Annotated in this window: 20 protein-coding genes; 11 read left to right on the plus strand and 9 right to left on the minus strand. The window is 70.6% G+C overall.

Translation table 11 applies throughout. The annotated features are described in order from the left end of the window. Window positions 1-91 precede the first annotated feature (91 nt). Window positions 92-1,024, minus strand: coding sequence for a Ppx/GppA phosphatase family protein (locus AB0D85_RS42255; RefSeq protein ID WP_362333148.1), 933 nt, complete (start codon window positions 1,022-1,024; stop codon window positions 92-94). Between the two features lie 83 nt (window positions 1,025-1,107). Here AB0D85_RS42255 and AB0D85_RS42260 point away from each other — a divergent pair, with 83 nt between their 5' ends. Beyond that, entirely contained in the window at window positions 1,108-1,959 is an 852-nt protein-coding gene (locus AB0D85_RS42260) for a hypothetical protein (protein WP_362333150.1), read from the plus strand. A 62-nt stretch (window positions 1,960-2,021) separates the two neighbouring features. On the opposite strand, the gene AB0D85_RS42265 is transcribed toward AB0D85_RS42260, so the two are convergent. Beyond that, window positions 2,022-3,698, minus strand: coding sequence for a hypothetical protein (locus AB0D85_RS42265; protein WP_362333153.1), 1,677 nt, complete (start codon window positions 3,696-3,698; stop codon window positions 2,022-2,024). Between the two features lie 207 nt (window positions 3,699-3,905). On the opposite strand from AB0D85_RS42265, the gene radA reads away from it, so the two are divergent. Then, window positions 3,906-5,315 (plus strand): DNA repair protein RadA, encoded by a 1,410-nt coding sequence (gene radA, locus AB0D85_RS42270; protein ID WP_362333156.1) that lies wholly within the window; start codon window positions 3,906-3,908, stop codon window positions 5,313-5,315. An 80-nt stretch (window positions 5,316-5,395) separates the two neighbouring features. Beyond that, window positions 5,396-6,520, plus strand: coding sequence for a DNA integrity scanning diadenylate cyclase DisA (gene disA, locus AB0D85_RS42275; protein ID WP_362333159.1), 1,125 nt, complete (start codon window positions 5,396-5,398; stop codon window positions 6,518-6,520). A gap of 117 nt (window positions 6,521-6,637) precedes the next feature. Here the strand turns inward: disA and AB0D85_RS42280 are convergent, their stop codons facing one another. Next, window positions 6,638-7,504, minus strand: a complete 867-nt coding sequence (locus AB0D85_RS42280; protein WP_362333162.1) for a hypothetical protein — start codon at window positions 7,502-7,504, stop codon at window positions 6,638-6,640. 191 nt (window positions 7,505-7,695) lie between these two features. Between AB0D85_RS42280 and AB0D85_RS42285 the strand changes: the two genes are divergently transcribed. From AB0D85_RS42285 to cseC, 5 genes are all read left to right on the plus strand, one after another. Next, entirely contained in the window at window positions 7,696-8,571 is an 876-nt protein-coding gene (locus AB0D85_RS42285) for an A/G-specific adenine glycosylase (RefSeq protein ID WP_362333165.1), read from the plus strand. 270 nt (window positions 8,572-8,841) lie between these two features. Then, a complete protein-coding gene (locus tag AB0D85_RS42290) occupies window positions 8,842-9,381 on the plus strand; it encodes a SigE family RNA polymerase sigma factor (RefSeq protein WP_362333168.1) in 540 nt (179 codons plus the stop codon). After that, the gene (locus tag AB0D85_RS42295; RefSeq protein ID WP_362333172.1) at window positions 9,378-10,034 is read left to right on the plus strand and encodes a hypothetical protein; all 657 of its coding nucleotides are present in this window, start codon (window positions 9,378-9,380) and stop codon (window positions 10,032-10,034) included. The genes AB0D85_RS42290 and AB0D85_RS42295 overlap by 4 nt, the downstream gene beginning before the upstream one ends. Before the next feature lie 29 nt (window positions 10,035-10,063). Beyond that, a complete protein-coding gene (gene cseB, locus AB0D85_RS42300) occupies window positions 10,064-10,768 on the plus strand; it encodes a two-component system response regulator CseB (RefSeq protein WP_362333175.1) in 705 nt (234 codons plus the stop codon). An 11-nt stretch (window positions 10,769-10,779) separates the two neighbouring features. Next, the gene (cseC, locus tag AB0D85_RS42305) at window positions 10,780-12,138 is read left to right on the plus strand and encodes a two-component system sensor histidine kinase CseC (RefSeq protein ID WP_362333178.1); all 1,359 of its coding nucleotides are present in this window, start codon (window positions 10,780-10,782) and stop codon (window positions 12,136-12,138) included. An 81-nt stretch (window positions 12,139-12,219) separates the two neighbouring features. Here cseC and AB0D85_RS42310 read toward each other — a convergent pair whose 3' ends face one another. The 4 genes from AB0D85_RS42310 to AB0D85_RS42325 all read right to left on the minus strand — a co-directional run bounded on the left by AB0D85_RS42310 (window position 12,220) and on the right by AB0D85_RS42325 (window position 15,753). Continuing rightward, complete coding sequence (locus tag AB0D85_RS42310; RefSeq protein WP_362333181.1) at window positions 12,220-13,077, minus strand: class I SAM-dependent methyltransferase; 858 nt, start codon at window positions 13,075-13,077, stop codon at window positions 12,220-12,222. Between the two features lie 2 nt (window positions 13,078-13,079). Beyond that, window positions 13,080-13,511, minus strand: a complete 432-nt coding sequence (locus tag AB0D85_RS42315; protein WP_362333184.1) for a VOC family protein — start codon at window positions 13,509-13,511, stop codon at window positions 13,080-13,082. After that, the gene (locus tag AB0D85_RS42320; RefSeq protein WP_362333187.1) at window positions 13,508-13,990 is read right to left on the minus strand and encodes a helix-turn-helix transcriptional regulator; all 483 of its coding nucleotides are present in this window, start codon (window positions 13,988-13,990) and stop codon (window positions 13,508-13,510) included. Before AB0D85_RS42320 ends, AB0D85_RS42315 begins: the two co-directional genes overlap by 4 nt. 158 nt (window positions 13,991-14,148) lie before the next feature. Further along, window positions 14,149-15,753, minus strand: a complete 1,605-nt coding sequence (locus AB0D85_RS42325) for an MDR family MFS transporter (RefSeq protein ID WP_362333190.1) — start codon at window positions 15,751-15,753, stop codon at window positions 14,149-14,151. Between the two features lie 171 nt (window positions 15,754-15,924). On the opposite strand from AB0D85_RS42325, the gene AB0D85_RS42330 reads away from it, so the two are divergent. Beyond that, a complete protein-coding gene (locus AB0D85_RS42330; RefSeq protein WP_362333193.1) occupies window positions 15,925-16,524 on the plus strand; it encodes a TetR/AcrR family transcriptional regulator in 600 nt (199 codons plus the stop codon). 19 nt (window positions 16,525-16,543) lie between these two features. Here AB0D85_RS42330 and AB0D85_RS42335 read toward each other — a convergent pair whose 3' ends face one another. Further along, window positions 16,544-17,095 (minus strand): M23 family metallopeptidase, encoded by a 552-nt coding sequence (locus AB0D85_RS42335; protein WP_362333196.1) that lies wholly within the window; start codon window positions 17,093-17,095, stop codon window positions 16,544-16,546. Window positions 17,096-17,501: 406 nt separating this feature from the next. On the opposite strand from AB0D85_RS42335, the gene AB0D85_RS42340 reads away from it, so the two are divergent. Then, a complete protein-coding gene (locus AB0D85_RS42340; protein WP_362333199.1) occupies window positions 17,502-18,104 on the plus strand; it encodes an HAD family acid phosphatase in 603 nt (200 codons plus the stop codon). Window positions 18,105-18,151: 47 nt separating this feature from the next. Beyond that, on the plus strand, window positions 18,152-21,196 hold the full coding sequence (locus tag AB0D85_RS42345) for an NACHT domain-containing protein (RefSeq protein ID WP_362333202.1): 3,045 nt from the start codon (window positions 18,152-18,154) through the stop codon (window positions 21,194-21,196). Window positions 21,197-21,259: 63 nt separating this feature from the next. Here AB0D85_RS42345 and AB0D85_RS42350 read toward each other — a convergent pair whose 3' ends face one another. Continuing rightward, entirely contained in the window at window positions 21,260-23,785 is a 2,526-nt protein-coding gene (locus AB0D85_RS42350) for an ATP-dependent Clp protease ATP-binding subunit (protein WP_362333205.1), read from the minus strand. Window positions 23,786-24,190: the final 405 nt, after the last annotated feature.

A 24,190-nucleotide genomic window follows, 5' to 3' on the forward strand; every position in this document is an offset into this window, starting at 1 on the left:
GGTTACGGGGTGGGGGCGGGCGGGAAGGGGGCGGCTACTCGCCGTTGTGACCAGGGTCGCGCCCGCGCGGCTGGGCCGTGCCCCCGCGCGGCTACGCCGATCCCATGTGATCGAGGCGCCGGAGGATGACGCCCTCCCTGAGCGCCCACGGGCAGACCTCCAGGTTCTCCACCCCGTAGAGGTCCATCGCGGCCTCGGCCACCAGGGCACCGGCCACCAGCTGCCCCGACCGGCCCTCGGAGACCCCCGGAAGCGCCGACCGCTGGGCCGTGGTCATGGCCGCCAGCCTCGGGACCCAGGTCTCCAGGGAGTCCCGCTTGAGTTCGCGCTGGACGTAGAGGCCGTCGGCGGAGCGGGCCGCGCCGGCGATACGGGCCAGCTGCTTGAAGGTCTTCGACGTGGCGACCACGTGGTCGGGGGCGCCGAAGCGGCTGAACTCGCCGACCGTACGGGCGATCTCGGCGCGTACATGGCGACGCAGCGACCGTATGTCGTCGGCGGACGGCGGGTCGCCGGGCAGCCAGCCCGCGGTGAGCCTGCCTGCGCCGAGCGGCAGCGAGACGGCCGCGTCCGGCTCCTCGTCGATTCCGTACGCGATCTCCAGGGAGCCCCCGCCGATGTCCAGGACCAGCAGCTTTCCGGCGGACCAGCCGAACCAGCGGCGTACCGCGAGAAAGGTCAGCCGGGCCTCCTCGGAGCCGGTGAGGACCTGGAGCTCGACACCGGTCTCGGCCTGCACGCGCGCGAGGACGTCATCGGCGTTGCTGGCCTCGCGCACGGCGGAGGTGGCGAACGGCAGCAGGTCCTCGACGCCCTTGTCCTCCGCGGCCTGCAGGGCGACACGGACGACATCGACCAGTTTCTCGACCCCGTCGGGGCCGATCGCCCCGTTGCCGTCGAGGAGTTGGGCAAGACGCAACTCCGCCTTGTGCGAGTGCGCCGGCAGCGGGCGCGCGCCGGGGTGCGCATCCACCACCAGCAGATGCACCGTGTTAGATCCCACGTCGAGGACACCGAGTCTCATGTACGGAACGCTACTGCCACCTGGGACATAACCGGTGCTCGGAGCCGTCCCCGATGCCGCCTCGGGCGACATACCCTGGACGGGTGCCAAAGACGAAAAAGACGAAGGACCACAAGGGCGCCAAATCTGCCGACGGTTCTTCGCGGGTGAAGCCGGTGAAGACGGCGAAGAAGGCCCTGGCAGCGGACGAGAAGGGCCTCGACTTCGCGCGCGCATGGGTGGAATTTCCTGATCCGGCGGACGACGAGCAGGTGTTCCGCTGTGATCTGACATGGCTGACCTCCCGTTGGAACTGCATCTTCGGCAGCGGCTGCCAGGGCATCCAGGCGGGCCGTGCGGACGACGGCTGCTGCACGCTGGGCGCGCACTTCTCCGACGAGGACGACGAGAAGCGGGTCGCCGATCATGTGGCGAGGCTCACGCCGGAGGTCTGGCAGCACCACGACGAGGGCACGCGGAACGGCTGGATCTCGGAGGACGAGGAGGGCTCCCGCCAGACCCGCCCGTTCAACGGCTCGTGCATCTTCCAGAACCGCCCCGGTTTCGCGGGCGGCGCGGGCTGCTCGCTGCACATCCTGGCGCTGAAGGAAGGTCGCGAGCCGCTGGAGACCAAGCCGGACGTCTGCTGGCAGCTCCCGATCCGCCGGACGTACGACTGGATCGACCGCCCGGACGACACCCGCGTCCTCCAGGTCTCGATCGGCGAGTACGACCGCAGGGGCTGGGGCCCGGGCGGCCACGACCTGCACTGGTGGTGCACGTCGGCCACCTCGGCACACGGCGCGGGCGACCCGGTGTACGTGTCGTACCGCCCGGAACTGACCGAGCTGATGGGCAAGGCGGGCTACGACCGCCTGGTGGAACTCTGCGAGGAACGCCTGGCAGGACAGCTCCCCCTGCTGGCCCCGCATCCGGCGGATCCAGCGCCCCGCTAGGGGCGCGGGGAACTGCGCGACCAGCCCCCACCGGCCCGCAGCCTCCGAACAGCCGACCCACCTCACGGACTCGCCGACGAACCCGCACTCTCGCTCTCCGTCGGCGAAGCCGACCCCGTCGGACCGGCGGTGTCCGATTCCGTGGGCGTCGGTGTGGGCGAAGCCGACGTCGGCGGCTCACCGGCCGGCGATGTCGGCGTCGCCGACGCCGGCTCGGTCGCCGTGGGCGTAGGCGTCGGCGTCCCCCTCCGCGGAGCGGTCCCGTACCCGTTGATCGACACCACCGCCCCCGCCGGGGCCACCGCCACCCGCGCGCGCCAGGGCCCGGCCGGCTCCCGCAGATGATCGACGTACACCTTGATCGTGAACGACTCGCCCGGCCGGAGCGTTCCCGAGGACCGCGAGAAGTACAGCCAGCCCGCGGGCGTGGCCACCGACCACCGCAGCGCCGAGTCCCCGGACGCCGCGAGCGTGATCAGCGTCGTGTCGCCCTCGTTGTCGGCGGTCACCGCGAGGCGCCCCGCACCGGCCGGCTTCTTGCCGCCCCCGACCACACCGACCACCTCCACCGAGACGTCGGCCTTGCCGTCCTTCCCGATGCGCGGTCCGGGCCTGGTGCCGGCGTTGCCGGCGTTCTCGTAGCCCCCCGCGTCGGCGCCGTCGAGCGCGTCGGGGCCGGCGGCCTCGCGCGCGGTCGCGGACGGCCCCTCGTGGGCCTCCCCCGCCGGCGAGCCCCGGTACGCGGCCCACAGGGCGAGCACCGGCGCCGCCACCACCGTGGCGACCACGGTCGTCGTGACGGCACGCGCGCGGAGCCGGTCGCGCCGGGCCGCACGGTCCTTGGGGTCCATCGGGAAGCCGCGCCGGTCGAAGCGCGGAACGGCGGCGCCACGCGCGCGTGGCTGGTGCGCGAGCACCATGTGCAGGGCCGCGCGGGGTGCCTCCAGGACGGGCAGTTCGGCGGGCGTGGTCATCGCGCCGGGCCACCGTCCGGGTGCCGCGCGCTCGGCGGTACGGCGGCAGCGCGGGCAGTCGTCGACGTGCCGGACCAGCTCGCGGCGCAGCGTGCTGCTGAGCACCAGCTGGCTGTCCCCGGTGAGGTGGGACACGCTCGGGCAGCCGCCGGTCTCCACGACGGCGAGGGCCGCGCGGGTGCGCTCGACCTCGCAGGCGGCGGAGGAGAGCAGTTCACGGGCGGCGGCCAGGTCCATGCCGAGGACGGCGGCGACCTCGTGGGCGGCCAGGTGGTGGCGTACGGCGAGTTCGAGGGCCTCGCGCTGCTCGGGGGTGGTGCCAGCGGCCTCGGGCCAGGCGAGCTGGGCGAGTTCGCGGCGCCGCTCCTCCTGGTTCTCGGTGGCGAGCGGCGGTTCGGCGGCGCTGTGCCGCCCCACGGCATGGGTGGCCTGACGTTTCTGCTTGGCCTGGGCGAGGCCGCGCAGACAGGCCCAGCGGGCCAGCGCGTACAGCCAGGCGCGGCGGTCGCCGACGGCGTCCGGGACGCGCTGGCCGCGCCGCTCGGCGAGCGCGAGGACGTCCGCGAGGGCGGTGGTGGCCGCGTCGTGGTCGCACAGCACGGAGAGGCAGTAGGTGAACAGCCCGTCCAGGTACTGCTCGTAGCGTGCCGGCGGTCGCTGCGCCAGCGTGCGCGCCGCCGTACGATCGCGCGCCGTGCGCGCCTCCCGGTCCGCCCGGTGCGCGCCGGTCGTACGGGTCGTGGTCTCCGGGCTGCTGCTCATCACCCGTGCGACCGTAGGCGGCGCTGTATGGCACCTTCTTGCGGCTTGAGCACTTTTAATCCGTACGGGTGAAACGATCCCTCATAAGGGGACAGGAGCCCTCCATTCCGTGGCTCGTTCCTCACACCGCGTGGCCGGGACCGGTCCACCCACACCCGTCACGCGGGCCACGGCGGTCCCGTTGTCGGTGGCGGGGGCTACGGTTTCCGCATGGCCACCCGTACCAAGACCTCGAAGGACCGTCCGTCCTACCGCTGCACCGAGTGCGGCTGGCAGACGGCCAAGTGGCTCGGCCGCTGCCCCGAGTGCCAGGCCTGGGGGACGATCGAGGAGTACGGCACGCCCGCGGTCCGTACGACGGCACCCGGCCGTGTCACCACCTCCGCCGTGCCCATCGGCCAGGTCGACGGCCGCCAGGCCACCGCCCGCACCACCGGCGTCCCGGAGCTGGACCGCGTCCTCGGCGGCGGCCTGGTCCCCGGTGCGGTCGTGCTGCTCGCGGGCGAGCCGGGCGTCGGCAAGTCCACCCTGCTCCTCGACGTGGCGGCCAAGTCGGCCAGCGACGAGCACCGCACCCTCTATGTCACCGGCGAGGAGTCCGCGAGCCAGGTCCGGCTGCGCGCCGACCGCATCGGCGCCATCGACGACCACCTCTATCTCGCCGCCGAGACCGATCTGGCCGCCGTCCTCGGCCACTTGGACGCGGTGAAGCCGTCGCTGCTCATCCTCGACTCGGTGCAGACCGTCGCCTCCCCCGAGATCGACGGTGCGCCCGGTGGCATGGCCCAGGTGCGGGAGGTGGCCGGGGCCCTCATCCGCGCGTCGAAGGATCGGGGCATGTCCACGCTCCTGGTCGGCCATGTCACCAAGGACGGCGCGATCGCAGGTCCGCGCCTGCTGGAGCACCTGGTGGACGTGGTCCTGCACTTCGAAGGCGACCGGCACGCGCGCCTCCGCCTCGTCCGAGGGGTCAAGAACCGCTACGGCGCCACCGACGAGGTCGGCTGCTTCGAACTGCACGACGAGGGCATCACGGGCCTCGCCGATCCGAGCGGACTTTTCCTGACACGACGTGACGAACCGGTCCCGGGGACCTGTCTGACCGTCACCCTGGAGGGCCGCCGCCCGCTGGTCGCCGAGGTCCAGGCCCTCACCGTCGACTCACAGATCCCCTCCCCCCGCCGGACGACCTCCGGACTGGAGACCTCCCGGGTCTCGATGATGCTGGCGGTGCTGGAGCAGCGGGGGCGCATCAGCGCGCTCGGCAAGCGGGACATCTACTCCGCGACGGTCGGCGGGGTGAAGCTCTCCGAGCCCGCCGCCGACCTGGCCATCGCCCTCGCCCTGGCCTCCGCCGCCAGCGACACCCCCCTCCCGAAGAACCTGGTCGCCATCGGCGAGGTCGGCCTCGCGGGCGAGGTCAGACGGGTCACCGGCGTCCAGCGCAGGCTCACGGAGGCGCACCGCCTCGGCTTCACGCACGCGCTCGTACCGGGCGATCCGGGCAAGATCCCGCCGGGCATGAAGGTCCTGGAAGTCGCCGACATGGGGGACGCGCTGCGGGTGCTGCCGCGCTCCCGTCGCCGGGAGGCCCCACAGGAGGCGGAGCAGCGCCGGTAGACTTTGCCCTGGTCTCGCCCGTCCGTACGAACCGAGTGCGGGTGCGGGAGCGCCTCAGAACCTGCGACCGGAGGAGTGCAGTGGCAGCCAACGACCGGGCAGCGGCTCCCGGAAAGTCCGGTGGGAGTGCCGGTTCCGAGGGCCTGATGCGCGCCTCGCTGAGCGCCGTGGCGCCGGGCACGTCCATGCGGGACGGCCTGGAGCGGGTCCTGAGGGGCAACACCGGCGGTCTCATCGTGCTCGGCTCCGACAAGTCGGTCGAGACCATGTGCACGGGCGGTTTCGTCCTGGATGTCGAGTTCACGGCGACCCGGCTGCGCGAGCTGTGCAAGCTCGACGGCGGCATCGTGGTCTCGTCCGACCTGTCGAAGATCCTCCGGGCGGGCGTCCAGTTCGTACCGGACGCGACGATCCCGACGGAGGAGACCGGCACCCGGCACCGGACGGCGGACCGTATCTCCAAGCAGGTCGGCTTCCCGGTGGTCTCCGTCTCCCAGTCGATGCGGCTGATCGCGCTGTACGTCGGCGGTCAGCGCCGCGTCCTGGAGGACTCGGCGGCGATCCTCTCCCGTGCGAACCAGGCGCTCGCGACCCTGGAGCGGTACAAGCTCCGGCTCGACGAGGTCGCGGGAACGCTGTCGGCGCTGGAGATCGAGGACCTGGTGACGGTCCGCGACGTGTCGGCCGTCGCCCAGCGCCTGGAGATGGTCCGCCGGATCGCCACGGAGATCGCCGAGTACGTTGTCGAACTGGGCACCGACGGGCGGCTTCTCGCGCTCCAGCTGGACGAGTTGATCGCCGGGGTCGAGCCCGAGCGGGAACTGGTGGTGCGGGACTACGTCCCCGAGCCCACGGCGAAGCGGTCCCGTACGGTCGACGAGGCGCTCTCGGAGCTGGATGCCCTGAGCCATGCGGAGCTGCTGGAACTGTCGACGGTGGCGAGGGCGTTGGGTTACACGGGTTCGCCGGAGACGCTGGATTCGGCGGTGTCCCCGCGCGGCTTCCGCCTGCTGGCGAAGGTGCCGCGGCTGCCGGGGGCCATCATCGACCGGCTGGTGGAGCATTTCGGGGGCCTGCAGAAGCTGCTCGCTGCGAGCGTCGATGACCTGCAGACGGTGGACGGGGTCGGCGAGGCGCGGGCACGGAGCGTACGCGAGGGGCTGTCGCGACTGGCCGAGTCCTCGATTCTTGAGCGGTATGTCTGATTTCGCCCAGTAGCTCGACGGGGTGCGTCGTGTGGCGAGTGCGGGTGAGTGGGGGCTGATCGCGCCCACGCGGTGGAGCCGCATATCGATACAGCCCCGCGCCCCTGACGGGGCGTGTCAGTCCGCCGACAGCACGAACGACGCCTGTGTCTTCGTGAAGCCCGGGGTCTCCGCCTGCAGCAGGTACGTCCCCGCCCCGGCCGACCCCGCCGAAGGCGTCGCGCAGTTCGCCGCGCTCGGCTTGCGGTCCCACTTCAGCGTGTAGGTGATGGTGCTGCCCGCCGGCACCCGGTACCACCGGCTCGCCGCCGCCTTCGGGCAGTCCGCCGACGACCAGTAACTGTTGTCCGCACTGGCCGCCGTGATCGTCAACACCGCGTTCTTCGGCCCGAGATCGACCTTGCAGTCACTGGACGACGTGTTCTTCGCCGTGAGTTCGAAGGTCGGCGTCTGCTCCGGCGAGTAGGAGTTGCGCAGGCTCTTCAGGCTCAACGACACAGCCGCGGCTGTGCAGTTGGGGAGGGTGGAGGTCCCCGGCAGCGAGGCGACCGTACCGCCGGAACCCGAGGTCACATCGTCGCCCGAGCCGGACGATCCGGATGTGCCAGACGATCCGGACGATCCGGACGACGAACCGCCGGAGCCGGACGACGAGTCGCCCCCCGATCCGCCCGAACTCCCGCCGTCGGAACCGGACGTGGATCCCGAACCCGAGCCGGCACCCGAACCGCCCCCGCTCGACTCGTCCCGCCCGCCCGGTGCCTGGCTGATCGCCGGCCCGCTGCCGGACGGCCCCGGCGTGATCGTGGACACGGGATTCTTGCCGTTCGACCCGTCGGCGGTCTTCTTTCCGCCCCCGCCGCCCGACGTCACGATCCACGCGATCAGCAGCGCCAGCACGGCGGCGACGGACAGCATGATGCCCCTCCGTCGCCAGTAGATGGAGGAGGGAAGCGGCCCGACCGGATTGCGCAGAGATCCCACGGCCCAAACTGTACGAGAGATCCGTGCACTTCCTCGCCCCACCCGCCGCCCAAACCTCAACTTTTCCGGATCATCATTCCGGCAACTCCCGCCAGCACGGCCCCTCTTCACCGCGCACGGCGTCAACCCCGCCGCCGCCGCGAACCACGTCCACCCCGGCCGCCGCAGGACGTGGCAGGATCGGAAGGGACATGACTGAGACGCTCCACACCCCCGTGATCGCCTGGTTCGACGCCCACGCCCGTGACCTCCCCTGGCGCCGCCCGGAGGCGGGCCCGTGGGGGGTGATGGTCAGCGAGTTCATGCTGCAGCAGACGCCGGTGAGCCGCGTCCTGCCCGTGTACGAGCAGTGGCTGGCCCGCTGGCCGCGCCCCGCCGACCTCGCCAAGGAGGCGCCCGGCGAGGCGGTCCGCGCCTGGGGCCGGCTCGGCTACCCGCGCCGCGCCCTGCGGCTGCACGGCGCCGCCGTAGCCATAACGGAACGGCACGGCGGGGACGTACCGACGGATCACGCGCAGCTGCTCGCGCTGCCGGGGATCGGGGAGTACACGGCCGCGGCGGTCGCGTCGTTCGCGTACGGGCAGCGGCACGCCGTGCTCGACACCAATGTGCGGCGGGTGTTCGCGCGGGCCGTGACCGGTGTGCAGTACCCGCCGAACGCCACCACCGCCGCCGAGCGCAGACTCGCCCGCGAGCTGCTGCCGGAGGACGAGAAGACCGCCGCCCGCTGGGCCGCCGCGTCGATGGAGCTGGGCGCGCTGGTGTGCACGGCGAAGAACGAGACGTGCCAGCGGTGCCCGATCGCCGGCGCGTGCGCCTGGCGGCTGGCCGGCAAGCCGGAGCACGAGGGTCCGCCCCGGCGCGGGCAGACGTACGCCGGTACGGACCGGCAGGTACGCGGCAAGCTGCTCGCCGTGCTGCGCGAGGCGCACGCCCCTGTGCCGCAGGCGGCGCTCGACCGGGTGTGGCACGAGCCGGTGCAACGCGCCCGCGCGCTGGACGGGCTGGTCTCGGACGGGCTGGTGGAGCCGCTCGCGGACGGTCTGTACCGGCTTCCGCTGAGCTGACGTACAGCCACATCACAGCGGAAGAGGCTGTGTTACGACCCCGGCCACCTGGCAAATCGCCATACAGTGGGACATAAGTCCACGATCGCTTACCCCGAACTCATCTCCGTTACACAACCGACGGACAGCCGATTGCTACCCGCAGGCTGCTCCGCACAGCCCCGTGACAACAGGTCCGTAACTTCGTTTCTGTGCCCGCCAGGACCGCGGGACAGCGGCAACTCAGGCACAGGGGCCGGGGAAAAAACGGGGATCGGGAGGCGGTTGATCATGGCGCAGGGCGAGGTGCTCGAATTCGAGGAGTACGTCCGCACCCGGCAGGACGCGCTGCTGCGCAGCGCGCGCCGGCTGGTCCCGGACCCGACGGACGCACAGGACCTGCTGCAGACCGCGCTCGTCCGGACGTACGGCCGCTGGGACGGCATCGCGGACAAGAAGCTCGCGGACGCCTATCTCCGCCGGGTCATGATCAACACGCGTACCGAGTGGTGGCGGGCCCGCAAACTGGAGGAGGTCCCGACCGAGCAGCTGCCCGACGCCTGCGTCGACGACTCCACCGAGCAGCACGCGGACCGCGCGCTCCTTATGGACATCATGAAGGTTCTGGCTCCGAAGCAGCGCAGTGTCGTGGTGCTGCGACACTGGGAGCAGATGTCCACGGAGGAGACGGCCGCCGCCCTCGGCATGTCGGCCGGAACGGTCAAGAGCACGCTGCACCGGGCGCTCGCCCGGCTCCGCGAGGAGCTGGAGTCACGCGACCTCGACGCACGCGCGCTGGAGCGTGAGGAGCGGGAGCGTTGCGCGGCATGACCGACGCAGGGCCCGACAGGGGCCCGGCGGGTGCCCAGGCGGTGATCACGGCGGCGGCCGTGCTCGCCGCCCTCGCCCTTTTCGCCGCCGCCTGCGGCACCGGCGGCACCGGAGCCCGTGACGAGGGCCCGGCGCACGCCGACTCGGTCGGGAACGCCCCGGCCGCCGCCGCCCCCTCGCCCAATCCGTCCCAGACGTACGAGAAGGTCGACGCGGTCGCCCTGGTGAAGGCCGACCCGGCGGTGTCCGCCACGGTGAAGCGGGACCTGAAGCCCTGCGCGGGCGACGAGTACCCGGTCGACGTGACATACGGCGATCTGACCGGAGGCTCGGTCGAGGACGTCGTTGTCAACGTGCTGACCTGCGGGGACGCGGTCGGGGTCGGGGCGTATGTGTACCGCAGCGAGAGCGGCGCGTACAAGAATGTCTTCAAGGCCGAGGAGTCCCCGATCTACGCGGAGATCGACAAGGGCGATCTGAGCGTGACCAAGCAGGTGTACGAGAAGGGCGACCCGGTGTCGAGTCCGTCGGGTGAGAACGTGATCACGTACACCTGGGCCGGGGGGCACTTCGTCCAGGAGGACTTCCACCACACCGACTACGGCAACGCGGCCGGCGGCAACACCACCGAGGACCCCTCCGCCGCCGGCTGACCCCACACCGACAACACGAGAGAGCCGGGATGGCAGACCAGACCCACGTCCTGTTCGTCGAGGACGACGACGTCATCCGCGAGGCCACCCAGCTCGCGCTGGAGCGGGACGGCTTCGCGGTCACCGCCATGCCCGACGGGCTGTCCGGGCTGGAGGCGTTCCGCGCCGACCGGCCCGACATCGCCCTGCTGGACGTGATGGTCCCGGGTCTGGACGGGGTCAGCCTGTGCCGGCGCATCCGGGACGAGTCCACCGTGCCGGTGATCATGCTGTCTGCGCGCGCCGACTCGATCGACGTGGTGCTGGGCCTGGAGGCGGGCGCCGACGACTACGTCACCAAGCCGTTCGACGGCGCCGTACTGGTCGCCCGGATCCGGGCGGTACTGCGCCGGTTCGGGCACGCGAGCGGCGGCGAGCGGCCCTCTGCGGACGCGGCCGAGGTGAACGGCGGCCCGCTGACCTTCGGGGAGCTGGAGATCGACACCGAGGGCATGGAGGTGCGCCGGGCCGGGGAGCCGGTCGCGCTCACCCCGACCGAGATGCGGCTGCTCCTGGAGTTCTCCTCGGCACCGGGGACCGTACTCTCCCGCGACAAGCTGCTCGAACGCGTCTGGGACTACGGCTGGGGCGGGGACACCCGGGTCGTGGACGTCCATGTGCAGCGGCTGCGCACGAAGATCGGCCAGGACCGGATCGAGACGGTCCGCGGTTTCGGCTACAAGTTGAAGGCCTGAGCGGGGCGGTCATGCGGGGGATCACGAGATTCGTCCGGTACCGGGGTCCGGGTCTGCGCACCGGGCTCCGATGGAAGCTGAGCGCGGCGATCGCGCTGGTCGGCGCGCTGGTCGCGATCGCACTGAGCCTGGTGGTGCACAACGCCGCCCGGGTCTCGATGCTGGACAACGCCCGCGACCTGTCCAACGAGCGGCTGCAGATCGCCCAGCGCAACTACGAGCTGTACGGGCGGGCGAACTTCCCCGACGTCAAGGTCGACGACCCCCGGCTGCCGGACGCCCTGCGCGACAAGGTCGACGCGGGCCGCCGGGCGACCGATGTCATCGACCACGGGCACGGGGCACCGGACATCTGGGCGGCGGTGCAGGCCAAGGACGGCCGTGTGCTGTCCCTGCACGGCACCTTCCCGAACCGCAGCAGCAACGTGCTCAAGGACCTCGACCAGGCCCTCGTCATCGGCTCCATCGCGGTCGTGCTCGGCGGCAGCGCGCTCGGCGTGCTGATCGGCGGACAGCTCTCGCGCCGGCTGCGCAAGGCGGCGGCCGCGGCCAACCAGGTCGCCCAGGGCGAGCCGGACGTACGGGTGCGGGAGGCGATCGGCGGGGTCGTACGGGACGAGACCGACGACCTGGCGCGCGCGGTGGACGCGATGGCGGACGCGCTGCAGCAGCGCCTGGAGGCCGAGCGGCGGGTGACGGCCGACATCGCGCACGAGCTGCGGACGCCGGTGACGGGCCTGCTCACGGCGGCCGAGCTCCTGCCACCCGGGCGTCCGACCGAGCTGGTCCTGGACCGGGCGAAGGCGATGCGCACCCTCGTCGAGGACGTCCTGGAGGTGGCCCGGCTCGACAGCGCCTCCGAGCGGGCCGAGCTGCAGGACATCATGCTGGGCGAGTTCGTCGCCCGGCGGGTGGCCGCGAAGGACCCCGAGATCGAGGTTCGGGTGGTGCACGAGTCGGAGGTCACGACCGACCCGCGCCGCCTGGAGCGGGTGCTGTTCAATCTGCTCGCCAACGCGGCCCGGCACGGCAAGCCGCCCATCGAGGTGACCGTCGAGGGCCGGGTCATCCGGGTCCGCGACCACGGTCCCGGCTTCCCCGAGGCGCTTCTCGCCGAGGGCCCGAGCCGGTTCCGCACCGGCAGCGCGGACCGCGCGGGCCAGGGCCACGGGCTGGGCCTGACCATCGCGGCCGGCCAGGCCCGGGTGCTGGGCGCCCGCCTGACCTTCCGCAACGTCCGTCCGGCGGGCGCACCCGACCACATCCCGGCGGAGGGTGCGGTGGCCGTGCTGTGGCTCCCGGAACACGCACCGACGGCCACGGGGAGCTACCCGATGCTGCCGGGCCCGGCACAGGCGGGGAGCCGGTAGCGCCCCTTAGGGGCGCGGGGAACTGCGCGACAAGCCCCCACCGGCCCGCAGGTCACCGCTGAGCCACTCGCCGGTGGGCCTTCAGGTCAGGGCCACGAGGATCTCCTCCCCGCGTGACGGGCGCAGCCCGTCCGTCCGCCCGGCGAAGTAACGCTCGGCGAGCTCCTCGGCGGGCACGTGCCGGGTCTCCCGGAAGCCGGCCGCCAGGGCGAGGGCGGCCATGCGCTCGGGCGCGTAGAAGCTCAGGAAGGGCGTGCCGGAGGCCCGCGCGCCCCGCTGCGCCACCCTCAGCTGTTCCCGCTGGTCCGGCTCGACGTCCTCGATCGGCCGCAGGAAGGTCGTGACCAGCGTCGATCCCGGCGCGAGCTTGGCGATATGCCCCAGGGTGGCGGCGAGCGCGTCCTCGGTGAGGTACATCGTGACCCCGGCCGAGGCGACCACGGCCGGCCGTCCCGGATCGAACCCGGCGTCCACCAGCTGCCCCCACCAGTCCCCTTCGAAGTCCACCGGCACCAGCCGCAGCCATTCGGGCACGCCGTACCCCAGCTCGGCCAGCCGCCGCCGCTTCCACGCCACGGCTCCGGCCCGGTCGGCCTCGAACACCCGCAGCCCGGCCGCGGCGATGTCGTCGGCGCGGCGCTGCGCGAAGGTGTCGAGCCCGGCGCCGAGGAGGACGTACTGGTCCACCCCGCGCCCGGCCTCCGCCACCACCAGGTCCTCGACGAACCGGGCCCGGGCCACGATGGACGCCCGGGTCCGCCGGGTGGCGTCGACGTCCATGTCCGGCCGGCCCCGCCAGTCGTCCCCGGACTCCGGCTCGGCGAGCCGCAGCCCGACCTCGTCCTCCACGACGTACGGCGGCGGATCGGCACGCAGGTGCAGTGCGCGCCACAGGGCGGTGCGGACGGCGGTGTGATCGGGCCCTGTCCCCGTGGTCATGCTCAGAACTCCTTGGAGAAGTCGAGCTCCTCGCTGCGCTGGGTCAGCGAGTACCAGTTGCCGTTGTCGTCGCGGAAGATCGCCTCGATGCCGTACGGCCGTTCCTTGGGCTCCTGGACGAACTCGACGCCCCTGGCCCTGAAGGTCTCGTAGTCCCCCCGGCAGTCGTCCGTGCGGAACGCCCCGGCGCCCATCGCCCCCTTGGCGACCAGCTTGCGCAGCGCCTCGGCGGACTCGGGGTCGAGGCCCGGCCCGTCCAGGCGCATCAGGGCGAGCTCGACGCCGGGCTGATCCTTGGCGCCGACGGTGACCCAGCGCATGTCACCCATCGCGATGTCGTTGCGCACCTCGAAGCCGAGTTTCTCGGTGAAGAAGGCCTTGGTGCGCTGCTGGTCGAAGGTCCACACGGTGGTGATGGCCAGACCCTGGATCATGGCTCGGTACTCCTGCCGGACGGTTGCTGTTCCTGTCCGTCACGGTAGGCAGCGGGGCGCTCGGCGCGCTTCTCGGAAATTGCGCTCCTGCGCGGGAACCCTCCGGCCCAGAGCAGGGCGTAGCAGCCGGGTATGAGGGAGGCGCCGCTGCCGACATGCTCGGCCCGGTACTCGGTGGGGCTGAGCCCCGTCCGTGCCTTGAACTTCGCGGAGAAGGTGCCGAGGCTGCTGAAGCCGACGAGGTGGCAGATCTCGGTGACGGTGAGGTTCGCGGCGCGGAGCATCTCCTCCGCCCGCTCGATCCGGCGGTGCGTCAGATACTGGCCGGGCGTCTCGCCGTACGCCTCCTTGAAGGCGCGGAGGAAGTGATACCGCGAGTACCCGGCGTGGGCGGCGACCGCGTCGAGGTCCAGGCCCGGGTCGGCCCAGTCCCGGTCCATGGCGTCCTTGGCACGCCGCAGCTGACGCAGTCTGTCCATGAGGCCGATGGTGACATGCGGCACTGACAACGCCGGACGGCCGTCAACGCAGGACGGTTGCGGCGCCCGGTGTCCGCGGGACAACGCAAAGCGGGTGGCTCCGGGGATACGGTCCCCGGAGCCACCCGCACATGGCCCGTTTCTCAGACGGCCTCTTCTCAGACGGCCTCGACGACCGGCATCGGCGCGGCCTCGTCGGAGCCCGCCTTCGGGGCCGCGCCCTTCAGCGGGACCTCCTTGACGAACACCGCCGTCACCAGCACCACCACGGCGATCACGGCACCCAGCAGGAACGCCGAGTGCGTGCCCGCCGACACCGCGTGCTGGTACGCCTCGCGCGCCGCGGCCGGCAGCTTCGCCAGGCTCTTCGCATCCAGCTGCGCCGACTGCTCGGTGATCTTGGAGCCCAGCGAGCCGGCCCGCTCGGCCATGACGTGCTTGACCCGGTCGTTGAAGAGCGCGCCCATGATCGCGACACCGAAGGAGGAGCCGAGGGTGCGGAAGAGGGTGGTCGAGGAGGACGCGACGCCCATGTCCTTCAGCTCCACGCTGTTCTGCGCGACCAGCATGGTGATCTGCATCAGGCAGCCCATGCCCAGACCGACGACGGCCATGTACACGCCGGAGGTGAACCGGGTGGTGTCCGTGTCCATCGTCGACAGCAGGTACAGGCCCACGGTCAGCAGTACGCCGCCGACGATCGGGAAGATCTTGTAACGGCCGGTACCGGTCGTCACCCGCCCGGCGATCATCGAGGTCACCAGCATCGCGCCGAGCATCGGAAGCAGCAGCAGACCGGAGTTGGTCGCCGACGCGCCCTGCACGGACTGCTGGTAGAGCGGCAGGAAGAGCGTGGCGCCGAACATCACGAAGCCCACGATGAAGCCGATGATCGACATCAGGGTGAAGTTGCGGCTGCGGAAGATGTGCAGCGGCATGATCGGCTCGGCGGCCTTGGTCTGCCAGAACACGAACCCGACCAGCGCGACGACGCCGATGGCGATCAGTTCCATGATCCGCGCGGACGTCCAGGCGTACTGCGTGCCACCCCAGGTGGTGACCAGCACGATCGAGGTGATGCCGAGGGTCAGCAGCCCGGCGCCGAGGTAGTCGATGCGGGCCTTGTTCCGCTTCTTCGGCAGGTGCAGTACGGCGCTGATGGCGGCCAGCGCGACCACGCCGAGCGGCAGGTTGATGTAGAACGCCCAGCGCCAGCCCCAGTTGTCGGTGATGGTGCCGCCGACCAGCGGACCGCCGATCATCGCGAGCGCCATGACGCCGGCCATCATGCCCTGGTACTTGCCGCGCTCGCGGGGCGGCACGAGGTCACCGATGATCGCCATGACGCCGACCATCAGACCACCGGCACCGAGCCCCTGAACGGCCCGGAACCCGATCAGCTCGCCCATGTTCTGGGCCATGCCGCTGAGCGCGGAGCCGATCAGGAAGATGACTATGGAGGTCATGAAGGCGCCCTTGCGCCCGTACATGTCGCCGAGCTTGCCCCAGAGCGGGGTGGCCGCCGCGGTCGCGAGGGTGTAGGCGGTCACGACCCATGACAGGTGTTCGAGGCCGCCCAGCTCGCCGACGATCGTCGGCATCGCCGTACCCACGATCATGTTGTCGAGCATCGCGAGCATCATCGCGACCATGAGCGCGAGGATCACGACCCGTACGCTCTTGGGCTCTTTCGCCGGAGCGTCCGCCGCGTCCGGTGCCCCTGGTGATTCCTGGCCGGTCCCGGCCGCCTGGGTCTCCGCCATCTCTCCCACTCCCCCTGGCGACAGCTACTTACTTGCCGCCCGGCTAGTTCAGTACACTGTGAAGGTAGACCTGTCACTAGCCGGTCGTCAAGTAAGTTACGGAGCCCGGTGTACGGGTCCGCCGACCGGTCGCGGCAGGCGAGTTTTCGCGGGAGTGCGAGGAGTAAGAGGATGGGCGTCACCATGGACGGCACCAAGCAGCAGCGCCGCGGCAACACCCGCCAGCGCATCCAGGACGTGGCCCTCGAACTCTTCGCCGAGCAGGGCTACGAGAAGACCTCCCTGCGGGAGATCGCCGAGCGCCTCGACGTCACCAAGGCTGCCCTGTACTACCACTTCAAGACCAAGGAAGAGATCCTGGTCAGCGTCTTCGAGGACCTGACGCGGCCGATCCAGGAACTCATCGAGTGGGGCAAGGGCCAGCCGCACACCCTGGACACCAAGCAGGAGATCGTACGGCGCTACAGCCAGGCGCTCGCCGAGGCCGAACCGCTGTTCCGCTTCATGCAGGAGAACCAGGCGACGGTCCGGGAACTGCGGATCGGCGACACCTTCAAGGACCGGATGCGCGGCCTGCGGAACATCATCATCGACCCGGACGCGTCGCTGACCGACCAGGTCCGCTGCGTGAGCGCGATCTTCACCCTGCACGCCGGGATGTTCATCATGCAGGACATCGAAGGCGACCCCCAGAAGAAGCGCGAGGCCGCTCTGGAGGTCGCCGTGGACCTGGTGACCCAGGCCCACAAGGGTTCCGCCGGCTCCGCCTAGACGCCGGCCTGGACGCCGGTCAGATCTTCAGACCCTTGGCGCGCAGGAAGGCGACCGGGTCGACGGCGGAGCCGTAGTGCGGGGTCGTACGGATCTCGAAGTGCAGGTGCGGCCCGGTGGAGTTGCCGGTGCTGCCGGACAGACCGATGTGCTGACCGGTCTTCACGACCTGCCCGACCCTGACGCCGACGCGCGACAGATGCGCGTACTGCGAGTACTGGCCGGCGGCGTGCTTGATGACGACGGCGTTGCCGTACGCGGGACCGTCACCGGCGCCGTTGCCGCCGGCCTTGACGACGGTGCCGCCGTGCGCGGCGACGACCCGGGTGCCGGTCGGCACGGCGAAGTCCTGCCCGCTGTGCTTGGCGCTCCACAGGCCGCCGGACTGGGCGAAGCTCGCGGAGAGCGCGTACTTCTTCACCGGGTCGACCCAGGCGGCGGCACCGGACGTGGCGGCCGACGCGACCCCCGACCCCACCACGGCCGCGACCCCGACACCGGCGGCCAGAACGGCGGCCCGCTTGCGGAGCGAGGACGTACGGGGGGCACGGAGAGCGGCACGCAGGGACATCGGAACCTCACGGGCTGGACGACAGGGACCCCCGTCCGACACCGACACGCACCGTCGGCCGCCGGATGGGGCATCTCCAGGTAACCCGGAAGCCGGGCTCCGCCCAACCCCCCTCATCTACGAGGCCGCATAGTATCCATACCGGGACTTGACTATTTCTTGACCCCTGCATTCCTGAGCGAAAGCCCCGGCCGCCCCGAGCACTCCGGCCGATGAACCGACTATCTCCACTAGTAACGGACATCCGGCCCGTGCGGTATGTCACCCGCCGGGGCCGAGGTCGCCCATGTGACGCACACCTCTGGCCACCTACCCGCCGGTAACCCTACGGTTCCCCTCACGCCACCTCCCCCGCTCACCATGCCCCTGACACAACCAGCAGTGACATGAGAGGACAACCGCCCCCATGACCACAGGCACCTGGACCCGCCGCATATCCGCCACCGCCGTCTCCGTGGCCGCGCTCGCCGGGATGGCCGCGCCGGCCCAGGCAGCGACGGAGAGCAGCTCCACCACGGTCGACTACGCCACCTGGCAGACGGACTGCCAGTCCGTGATGGACCAGGCCCTGCCCTACCTGAAGAGCCGGATCGCCGCCGCCGAGCCCGGCGAGAAGCAGGCGATCGTCTTCGACATCGACAACACCACGCTCGAGACCGACTTCGGCTTCAGCTACCCCCAGCCGGCCAACAAGCCGGTCCTGAACGTGGCCAGGTACGCCCAGGAGCACGGCGTCGCCCTGTTCTTCGTGACGGCCCGCCCGGGGATCATCTACCTGCCCACCGAGTACAACCTCGAGTACGACGGCTACCAGGTCTCCGGCCTCTACGTCCGCGGCTTCCTCGACCTCTTCAAGGACGTCGCCGCGTACAAGACCGCCCAGCGCGTCGACATCGAGAACAAGGGCTACGACATCATCGCGAACATCGGCAACAGCGCCTCCGACCTGTCGGGCGGCCACGCCGACAAGACGTTCAAGCTGCCGGACTACAACGGCCAGTTGTCGTAACCCACCGCTAGGCTCCATCCGTTCGCGTCGATCACGGGGGTGTGCGGATGGAGCCGACGGTGCTGGGCGGCAAACTGGCGTCGAGCCTGGTCTCGCCCCTGCTGAAGAAACTGTTCGTGGCGGACGGCCCGGGCGCGGGGCTGGTGGACAAGCCGGTGCGGCTGAAGGACCTGGTGTCCTTCAAGGGCGAGAAGCGCGTGCTGGTCGACAAGGACGTGCACAAGCTCGCCGAGCATCTGGTCCGGCAGGCGGTCGACTCACCCGGCGAGCCGCCCTTCCGGACCGGCGAGCAGACCGCCGTCGCCGACGCCCTGGCCCGCAGACTGCTCTCCCTCGGCGATCTGGACATGGACGACGTCCAGGCGGTACGGCTCGGACACCGCGAACTGGCCGCGAGGCTGCGCCACCGGGCACCCGCACCCGACGGCCTCTCCTCCGACGCCTGCTACTTCCTCGACTCCGTGACCGAGTGGGCCTGCCTGCAGATCCTGGAGTTCTTCACCCGCCGCTCCAGCTTTGTGGCCCGCACCCTGGTGGAGCAGACCCGGACCCAGGCCGAACTCGTCGCGAAGATCGACGAGTTGCTCGCCCGCACACCGCGCCCCGACGCCCGCGACACCGCCTTCGAGCGCCGCTACCGCGCCCACATCACCGAACGCCACAACCACATCACCATCTACGGCATCGACCTGCGCGACTCCCCGGACCGCTGGCCGCTGGAAGTCGCCTATCTGAGTCTGGAGGCGACCGGCGAAGACGAGCGCCCCCTCCCCGGGGACGGCTCCGGCCCGGCCCCCGCCATCCTCCAGCTGCCCGCCGAGGAAGCCCTCCGCACCCACGAGCGCGTCCTACTGCGTGGCGACGCGGGTTCGGGCAAGACGACGCTGGTGCAGTGGCTCGCGGTGACGGCAGCGCAGGAGGGCGCGCGCATCCCGTACGTCCTCCCGCTGCGCACCCTGATCCGCAGCGGCGCCTTCCCTGCTCCCGAGGCCTTCCTGACCGCGGTGAGCTGCCCGCTGTCCGCACCCGACGGCTGGGCGGAACGCGTTCTGACGGCGGGCCGCGGCCTCATTCTCGTCGACGGCCTGGACGAGATCTCCGACGCCGACCGCCGTGGCACCCGCGACTGGCTGCTCTCCCTCATCCACGCCTTCCCGGGCAATCGCTGGCTCCTGACCTCCCGGCCCACTGCGGTCCGCCCCGACTGGCTCGCCGCGGAGGGCTTCCGCGAACTGACCCTGACCCCCATGCGCCGCACCGACGTGGCGACCTTCGTCCACCGCTGGCACACGGCGGCCCGCGCCCCGGAGTTCGAGGGCCCGCTCCTCGACTCCCTGCGCACCAAACGCGACCTGGCCCGACTCGCCACCAACCCCCTGATGTGCGGCCTGATCTGCGCCCTGCATCGGGAACGCCGCGGTTATCTCCCCACCGGCCGCAAGGAGTTGTACGACGCTGCCCTCACCATGCTGCTGTCCCGGCGCGACCGGGAGCGGGGCATGGGCGCGGTGGACGACGTGGAGCTGGGCGAGGAGGTGCAGCTGGAGCTGCTGCAACGCCTGGCTTATGCGCTGGTATTGAGCGGCCGCACGGAATTGGAGGTCGAGTCGGCCGAAGGCATCGTGGTGAGGTGCCTCCCGTCGATCGCCCTGCCGGGCGGGAACCAGGACGCGACGACCGTCCTGCGCACCCTGCTGCTGCGCAGCGGACTGATCCGCCAACCGGCCGACGGTGTCGTGGACTTCGTGCACCGCACCTTCCAGGACTACCTGGGGGCGCGCTACGCGGTGGAGGAGGGACACCTGGACGTCCTCGCGAGCCATGCAGGCGACCCCCAGTGGGAGGACGTGATCCGCATGGCGGTAGCGCACGCCCGCCCCGGGGAACGGGCCTGGCTGCTGAGGCAGTTGCTGGCCGGTGGTGAGCCTCGGCTGACAGTGATGGCACTGGCATGTCTGGAGCATGCGACGGCGTTGGCTCCCGAGGTGCGGCTGGCGGTCGACTCGCAGGCTGCGAAGCTGATCCCTCCGTTGTCGGCCAAGGAGGCGCAGACCCTGGCGGAGGCAGGACCTCTGGCTCTGGAGTTGCTGCCGGGACCTTCGATGCTCACGGACCAGGAGGCCAAGGGCGTCACGGTCACCGCCTCCCTGCTCGGCGTGGAGGAGCCCGAGGGGGCGATCACGGTACTGCGGCGATTCCGGAACCATCGAAGCCTGGACGTTCGGCGCCAGCTCGTGGGCACCTGGCACCGATTCGACACAGCGGAGTACGCCTCCGAGGTCCTCGACCATCTGGAACGGGACGATCTCTACCTCACCTGTGAGTCGGCGGAGGAGTTCTCTGCCCTCGCCACGATGCGGCCGTGGCATGCCCTGTCCTTCCATGGCCCGCACCGCATAGATGAAATTCTGGCCGCCGTGCCGGCGCCGGAAGCACTGACCGCACTCGAACTCACGGACAATCCCCATGTCATTGATGCGGACGCCCTCCTGTCCTTCGGCTCCCTGCGTGAGGTGTGGTTGACGAACTGCCCGACGACAGGGCTGGACCGGCTCTCCGAACTCCCGCTCGTCCGCCTGGGCTGCACCGAGGTGGCCGACGTCACTGGACTGCGCGCACTGCGGTCCCTACTGCGGCTCTCCCTGCCCCAGGAGTTGCCGGGCACGGATCTCAGGGAGATCCTGCCGGTCGAATCACCGCTGGAAACTCTCTTCCTGGGCAGGCATAGCACCGACACCACGGGCCTGCGCGGGCTTCGGCACTGGGCCGGACTTCGATCGCTCAGCCTCGGGCCCTTGACCACCGAGCTGACGGACACCGACTGGCAGGAAGTCGCCGCACTGCCTGAGCTGAGGGAGCTACATCTCAACGCGGCGACCATCCGGGAGTTCCCCTACTCCTTCGTGGTCATGCCCGAACTGCCCGGCGTCGAGACGCTGCGGATCACCGCGGTCTACGGCGACGAGGACCTGTCCGGCCTGGCACTCCGGCTCCCAGGCCTGCGGTCGGTGAACCTTCTCCCCGCCGCCCCGCACATGGCCCGCTACGCCCGCCTCTTCCAAGGCGTCGAGATCAACCCGCCCCGCCGCTGAGCAACGCGAAGGGGCCGGTGCTCCGAAAAGCACCGGCCCCTCGCTCGGCGTGTCCCCGAAGGGCTACGCCTCCTTGCTCAGGTTCGGCCCGGCTCCGCCGGCCGCCTGCTCGATCGGCGGGACGTCCGGCAGCGCCGACTTCTCCTCGCCGCGGAAGGTGAAGGTCGCGGTGTCGCCCTCGCCCTCCGTGTCGACGACCACGATGTGACCGGGCCGCAGCTCGCCGAAGAGGATCTTCTCCGAGAGCGTGTCCTCGATCTCGCGCTGGATCGTGCGACGCAGCGGACGCGCGCCCAGCACCGGGTCGTAGCCCTTCTTGGACAGCAGCTCCTTGGCGGACTGGGAGAGCTCGATGCCCATGTCCCGGTCCTTGAGGCGCTCGTCCACCTTGCCGACCATCAGGTCGACGATCCGCAGGATGTCCTCCTGGGTCAGCTGCGGGAAGACGACCACGTCGTCGACGCGGTTGAGGAATTCGGGGCGGAAGTGCTGCTTGAGCTCGTCCGAGACCTTGTTCTTCATGCGCTCGTAGTTCGACTTGGTGTCACCCGTGGCCGCGAAGCCCAGGTTGAAGCCCTTGGAGATGTCCCGGGTGCCGAGGTTGGTCGTCATGATGATGACCGTGTTCTTGAAGTCCACGACCCGGCCCTGGGAGTCGGTCAGGCGACCGTCCTCCAGGATCTGCAGCAGGCTGTTGAAGATGTCCGGGTGGGCCTTCTCGACCTCGTCGAAGAGGACGACGGAGAACGGCTTGCGGCGGACCTTCTCGGTCAGCTGGCCGCCCTCTTCGTAGCCCACGTAGCCGGGGGGCGAACCGAAGAGACGCGACACCGTGTGCTTCTCGCTGAACTCCGACATGTCGAGGGAGATCAGCGCGTCCTCGTCACCGAAGAGGAACTCGGCGAGGGCCTTGGACAGCTCGGTCTTACCGACACCGGACGGGCCGGCGAAGATGAACGAGCCACCGGGGCGCTTCGGGTCCTTCAGACCGGCACGCGTACGGCGGATCGCCTTCGACAGCGCCTTGACGGCGTCGATCTGGCCGATGACCCGCTTGTGGAGCTCGTCCTCCATGCGCAGCAGGCGGGAGGACTCCTCCTCGGTCAGCTTGAAGACCGGGATGCCGGTGGCCGTGGCGAGGACCTCGGCGATCAGCTCGCCGTCGACCTCGGCGACGACGTCCATGTCGCCGGCCTTCCACTCCTTCTCCCGCTTGGCCTTGGCGGCCAGGAGCTGCTTCTCCTTGTCGCGGAGGGAGGCGGCCTTCTCGAAGTCCTGCGAGTCGATCGCGGACTCCTTGTCCCGGCGGACGGCGGCGATCTTCTCGTCGAACTCGCGCAGGTCCGGCGGCGCGGTCATCCGGCGGATGCGCATCCGGGAACCGGCCTCGTCGATCAGGTCGATCGCCTTGTCCGGCAGGAAGCGGTCCGAGATGTAGCGGTCGGCCAGGGTGGCCGCCTGGACCAGCGCCTCGTCCGTGATGGAGACCCGGTGGTGGGCCTCGTACCGGTCACGCAGACCCTTGAGGATCTCGATCGTGTGCGGCAGGGACGGCTCGGCGACCTGGATGGGCTGGAAGCGGCGCTCCAGGGCCGCGTCCTTCTCCAGGTGCTTGCGGTACTCGTCCAGGGTGGTGGCACCGATGGTCTGCAGCTCACCGCGGGCCAGCATCGGCTTCAGGATGGAAGCCGCGTCGATGGCGCCCTCGGCGGCACCCGCACCGACCAGCGTGTGGAGCTCGTCGATGAACAGGATGATGTCGCCGCGGGTGCGGATCTCCTTGAGCACCTTCTTCAGGCGCTCCTCGAAGTCACCGCGGTAGCGGGAGCCGGCGACCAGGGCGCCGAGGTCCAGGGTGTAGAGGTGCTTGTCCTTGAGGGTCTCGGGCACCTCGCCCTTGACGATGGCCTGGGCGAGGCCCTCGACGACGGCGGTCTTGCCGACGCCGGGCTCACCGATCAGGACCGGGTTGTTCTTGGTGCGGCGGGACAGCACCTGCATGACCCGCTCGATCTCCTTCTCGCGCCCGATGACCGGGTCGAGCTTGGACTCACGAGCGGCCTGGGTGAGGTTCCGGCCGAACTGGTCGAGGACCAGGGACGTCGAGGGGGTGCCCTCGGCAGGCCCGCCGGCGGTGGCGGTCTCCTTGCCCTGGTAACCGGAGAGCAGCTGGATGACCTGCTGCCGCACCCGGTTGAGATCAGCGCCCAGCTTGACCAGGACCTGGGCGGCGACGCCCTCGCCCTCACGGATCAGGCCGAGCAGGATGTGCTCCGTGCCGATGTAGTTGTGGCCCAGCTGAAGGGCCTCGCGGAGCGACAGCTCCAGGACCTTCTTGGCACGGGGGGTGAAGGGAATGTGCCCGGACGGGGCCTGCTGGCCCTGGCCGATGATCTCCTCCACCTGCTGGCGGACCGCCTCGAGCGAAATCCCGAGGCTCTCAAGGGCCTTGGCGGCGACACCCTCACCCTCGTGGATCAGGCCCAGGAGGATGTGCTCGGTGCCGATGTAGTTGTGGTTGAGCATCCGGGCTTCTTCCTGAGCCAGGACGACAACCCGCCGCGCGCGGTCGGTGAACCTCTCGAACATCGTTAATCGCTCCTCAGAGCGGTCAGGCAGTGGGGGGAACTTCCCCTCTCTGTCCTTCCGCAGCTTAGTCCCGCAAGCGGGGACCGCTCATTCCAACTGCCGACACCGTCGATGGCCTCCTGACCCCGAACGCCGACATCTGCTCCAACCTGATGGTGCGAGACGATGTTCCCGCAGGCCAGGCAGTTACCCTTTCCGCCAGTACGCCGATGGCGAACGTGAGACGGCCTCGCATGCGTGTCGCCCCCTCCCACTAGGGATGTCTTACCCGTTCGGACTGACAGTCCATGCCGTAGGCCCCCGGTCCCTCCGCTACGGGCGAACAACCTTGCGTCTCTCCGGACCCCCACGAGCACCTTTTTCCGGCACTTTGCGTATTCGCCCGCACACCCAGCGTAACTCGGG

This window comes from Streptomyces sp. NPDC048277 (assembly GCF_040652235.1).
In the GTDB taxonomy this organism is placed as follows: Bacteria; Actinomycetota; Actinomycetes; order Streptomycetales; family Streptomycetaceae; genus Streptomyces.

Coding starts and splice junctions, on each gene's coding strand:
- AB0D85_RS42255 (WP_362333148.1), bottom strand. CDS start 1,024: ATGAGACTCGGTGTCCTCGACGTGGGATCTAACACGGTGCATCTGCTG.
- radA (WP_362333156.1), top strand. CDS start 3,906: ATGGCCACCCGTACCAAGACCTCGAAGGACCGTCCGTCCTACCGCTGC.
- AB0D85_RS42285 (WP_362333165.1), top strand. CDS start 7,696: ATGACTGAGACGCTCCACACCCCCGTGATCGCCTGGTTCGACGCCCAC.
- AB0D85_RS42290 (WP_362333168.1), top strand. CDS start 8,842: ATGGCGCAGGGCGAGGTGCTCGAATTCGAGGAGTACGTCCGCACCCGG.
- AB0D85_RS42295 (WP_362333172.1), top strand. CDS start 9,378: ATGACCGACGCAGGGCCCGACAGGGGCCCGGCGGGTGCCCAGGCGGTG.
- cseB (WP_362333175.1), top strand. CDS start 10,064: ATGGCAGACCAGACCCACGTCCTGTTCGTCGAGGACGACGACGTCATC.
- cseC (WP_362333178.1), top strand. CDS start 10,780: ATGCGGGGGATCACGAGATTCGTCCGGTACCGGGGTCCGGGTCTGCGC.
- AB0D85_RS42310 (WP_362333181.1), bottom strand. CDS start 13,077: ATGACCACGGGGACAGGGCCCGATCACACCGCCGTCCGCACCGCCCTG.
- AB0D85_RS42315 (WP_362333184.1), bottom strand. CDS start 13,511: ATGATCCAGGGTCTGGCCATCACCACCGTGTGGACCTTCGACCAGCAG.
- AB0D85_RS42320 (WP_362333187.1), bottom strand. CDS start 13,990: ATGGACAGACTGCGTCAGCTGCGGCGTGCCAAGGACGCCATGGACCGG.
- AB0D85_RS42325 (WP_362333190.1), bottom strand. CDS start 15,753: ATGGCGGAGACCCAGGCGGCCGGGACCGGCCAGGAATCACCAGGGGCA.
- AB0D85_RS42330 (WP_362333193.1), top strand. CDS start 15,925: ATGGGCGTCACCATGGACGGCACCAAGCAGCAGCGCCGCGGCAACACC.
- AB0D85_RS42335 (WP_362333196.1), bottom strand. CDS start 17,095: ATGTCCCTGCGTGCCGCTCTCCGTGCCCCCCGTACGTCCTCGCTCCGC.
- AB0D85_RS42340 (WP_362333199.1), top strand. CDS start 17,502: ATGACCACAGGCACCTGGACCCGCCGCATATCCGCCACCGCCGTCTCC.
- AB0D85_RS42345 (WP_362333202.1), top strand. CDS start 18,152: ATGGAGCCGACGGTGCTGGGCGGCAAACTGGCGTCGAGCCTGGTCTCG.
- AB0D85_RS42350 (WP_362333205.1), bottom strand. CDS start 23,785: ATGTTCGAGAGGTTCACCGACCGCGCGCGGCGGGTTGTCGTCCTGGCT.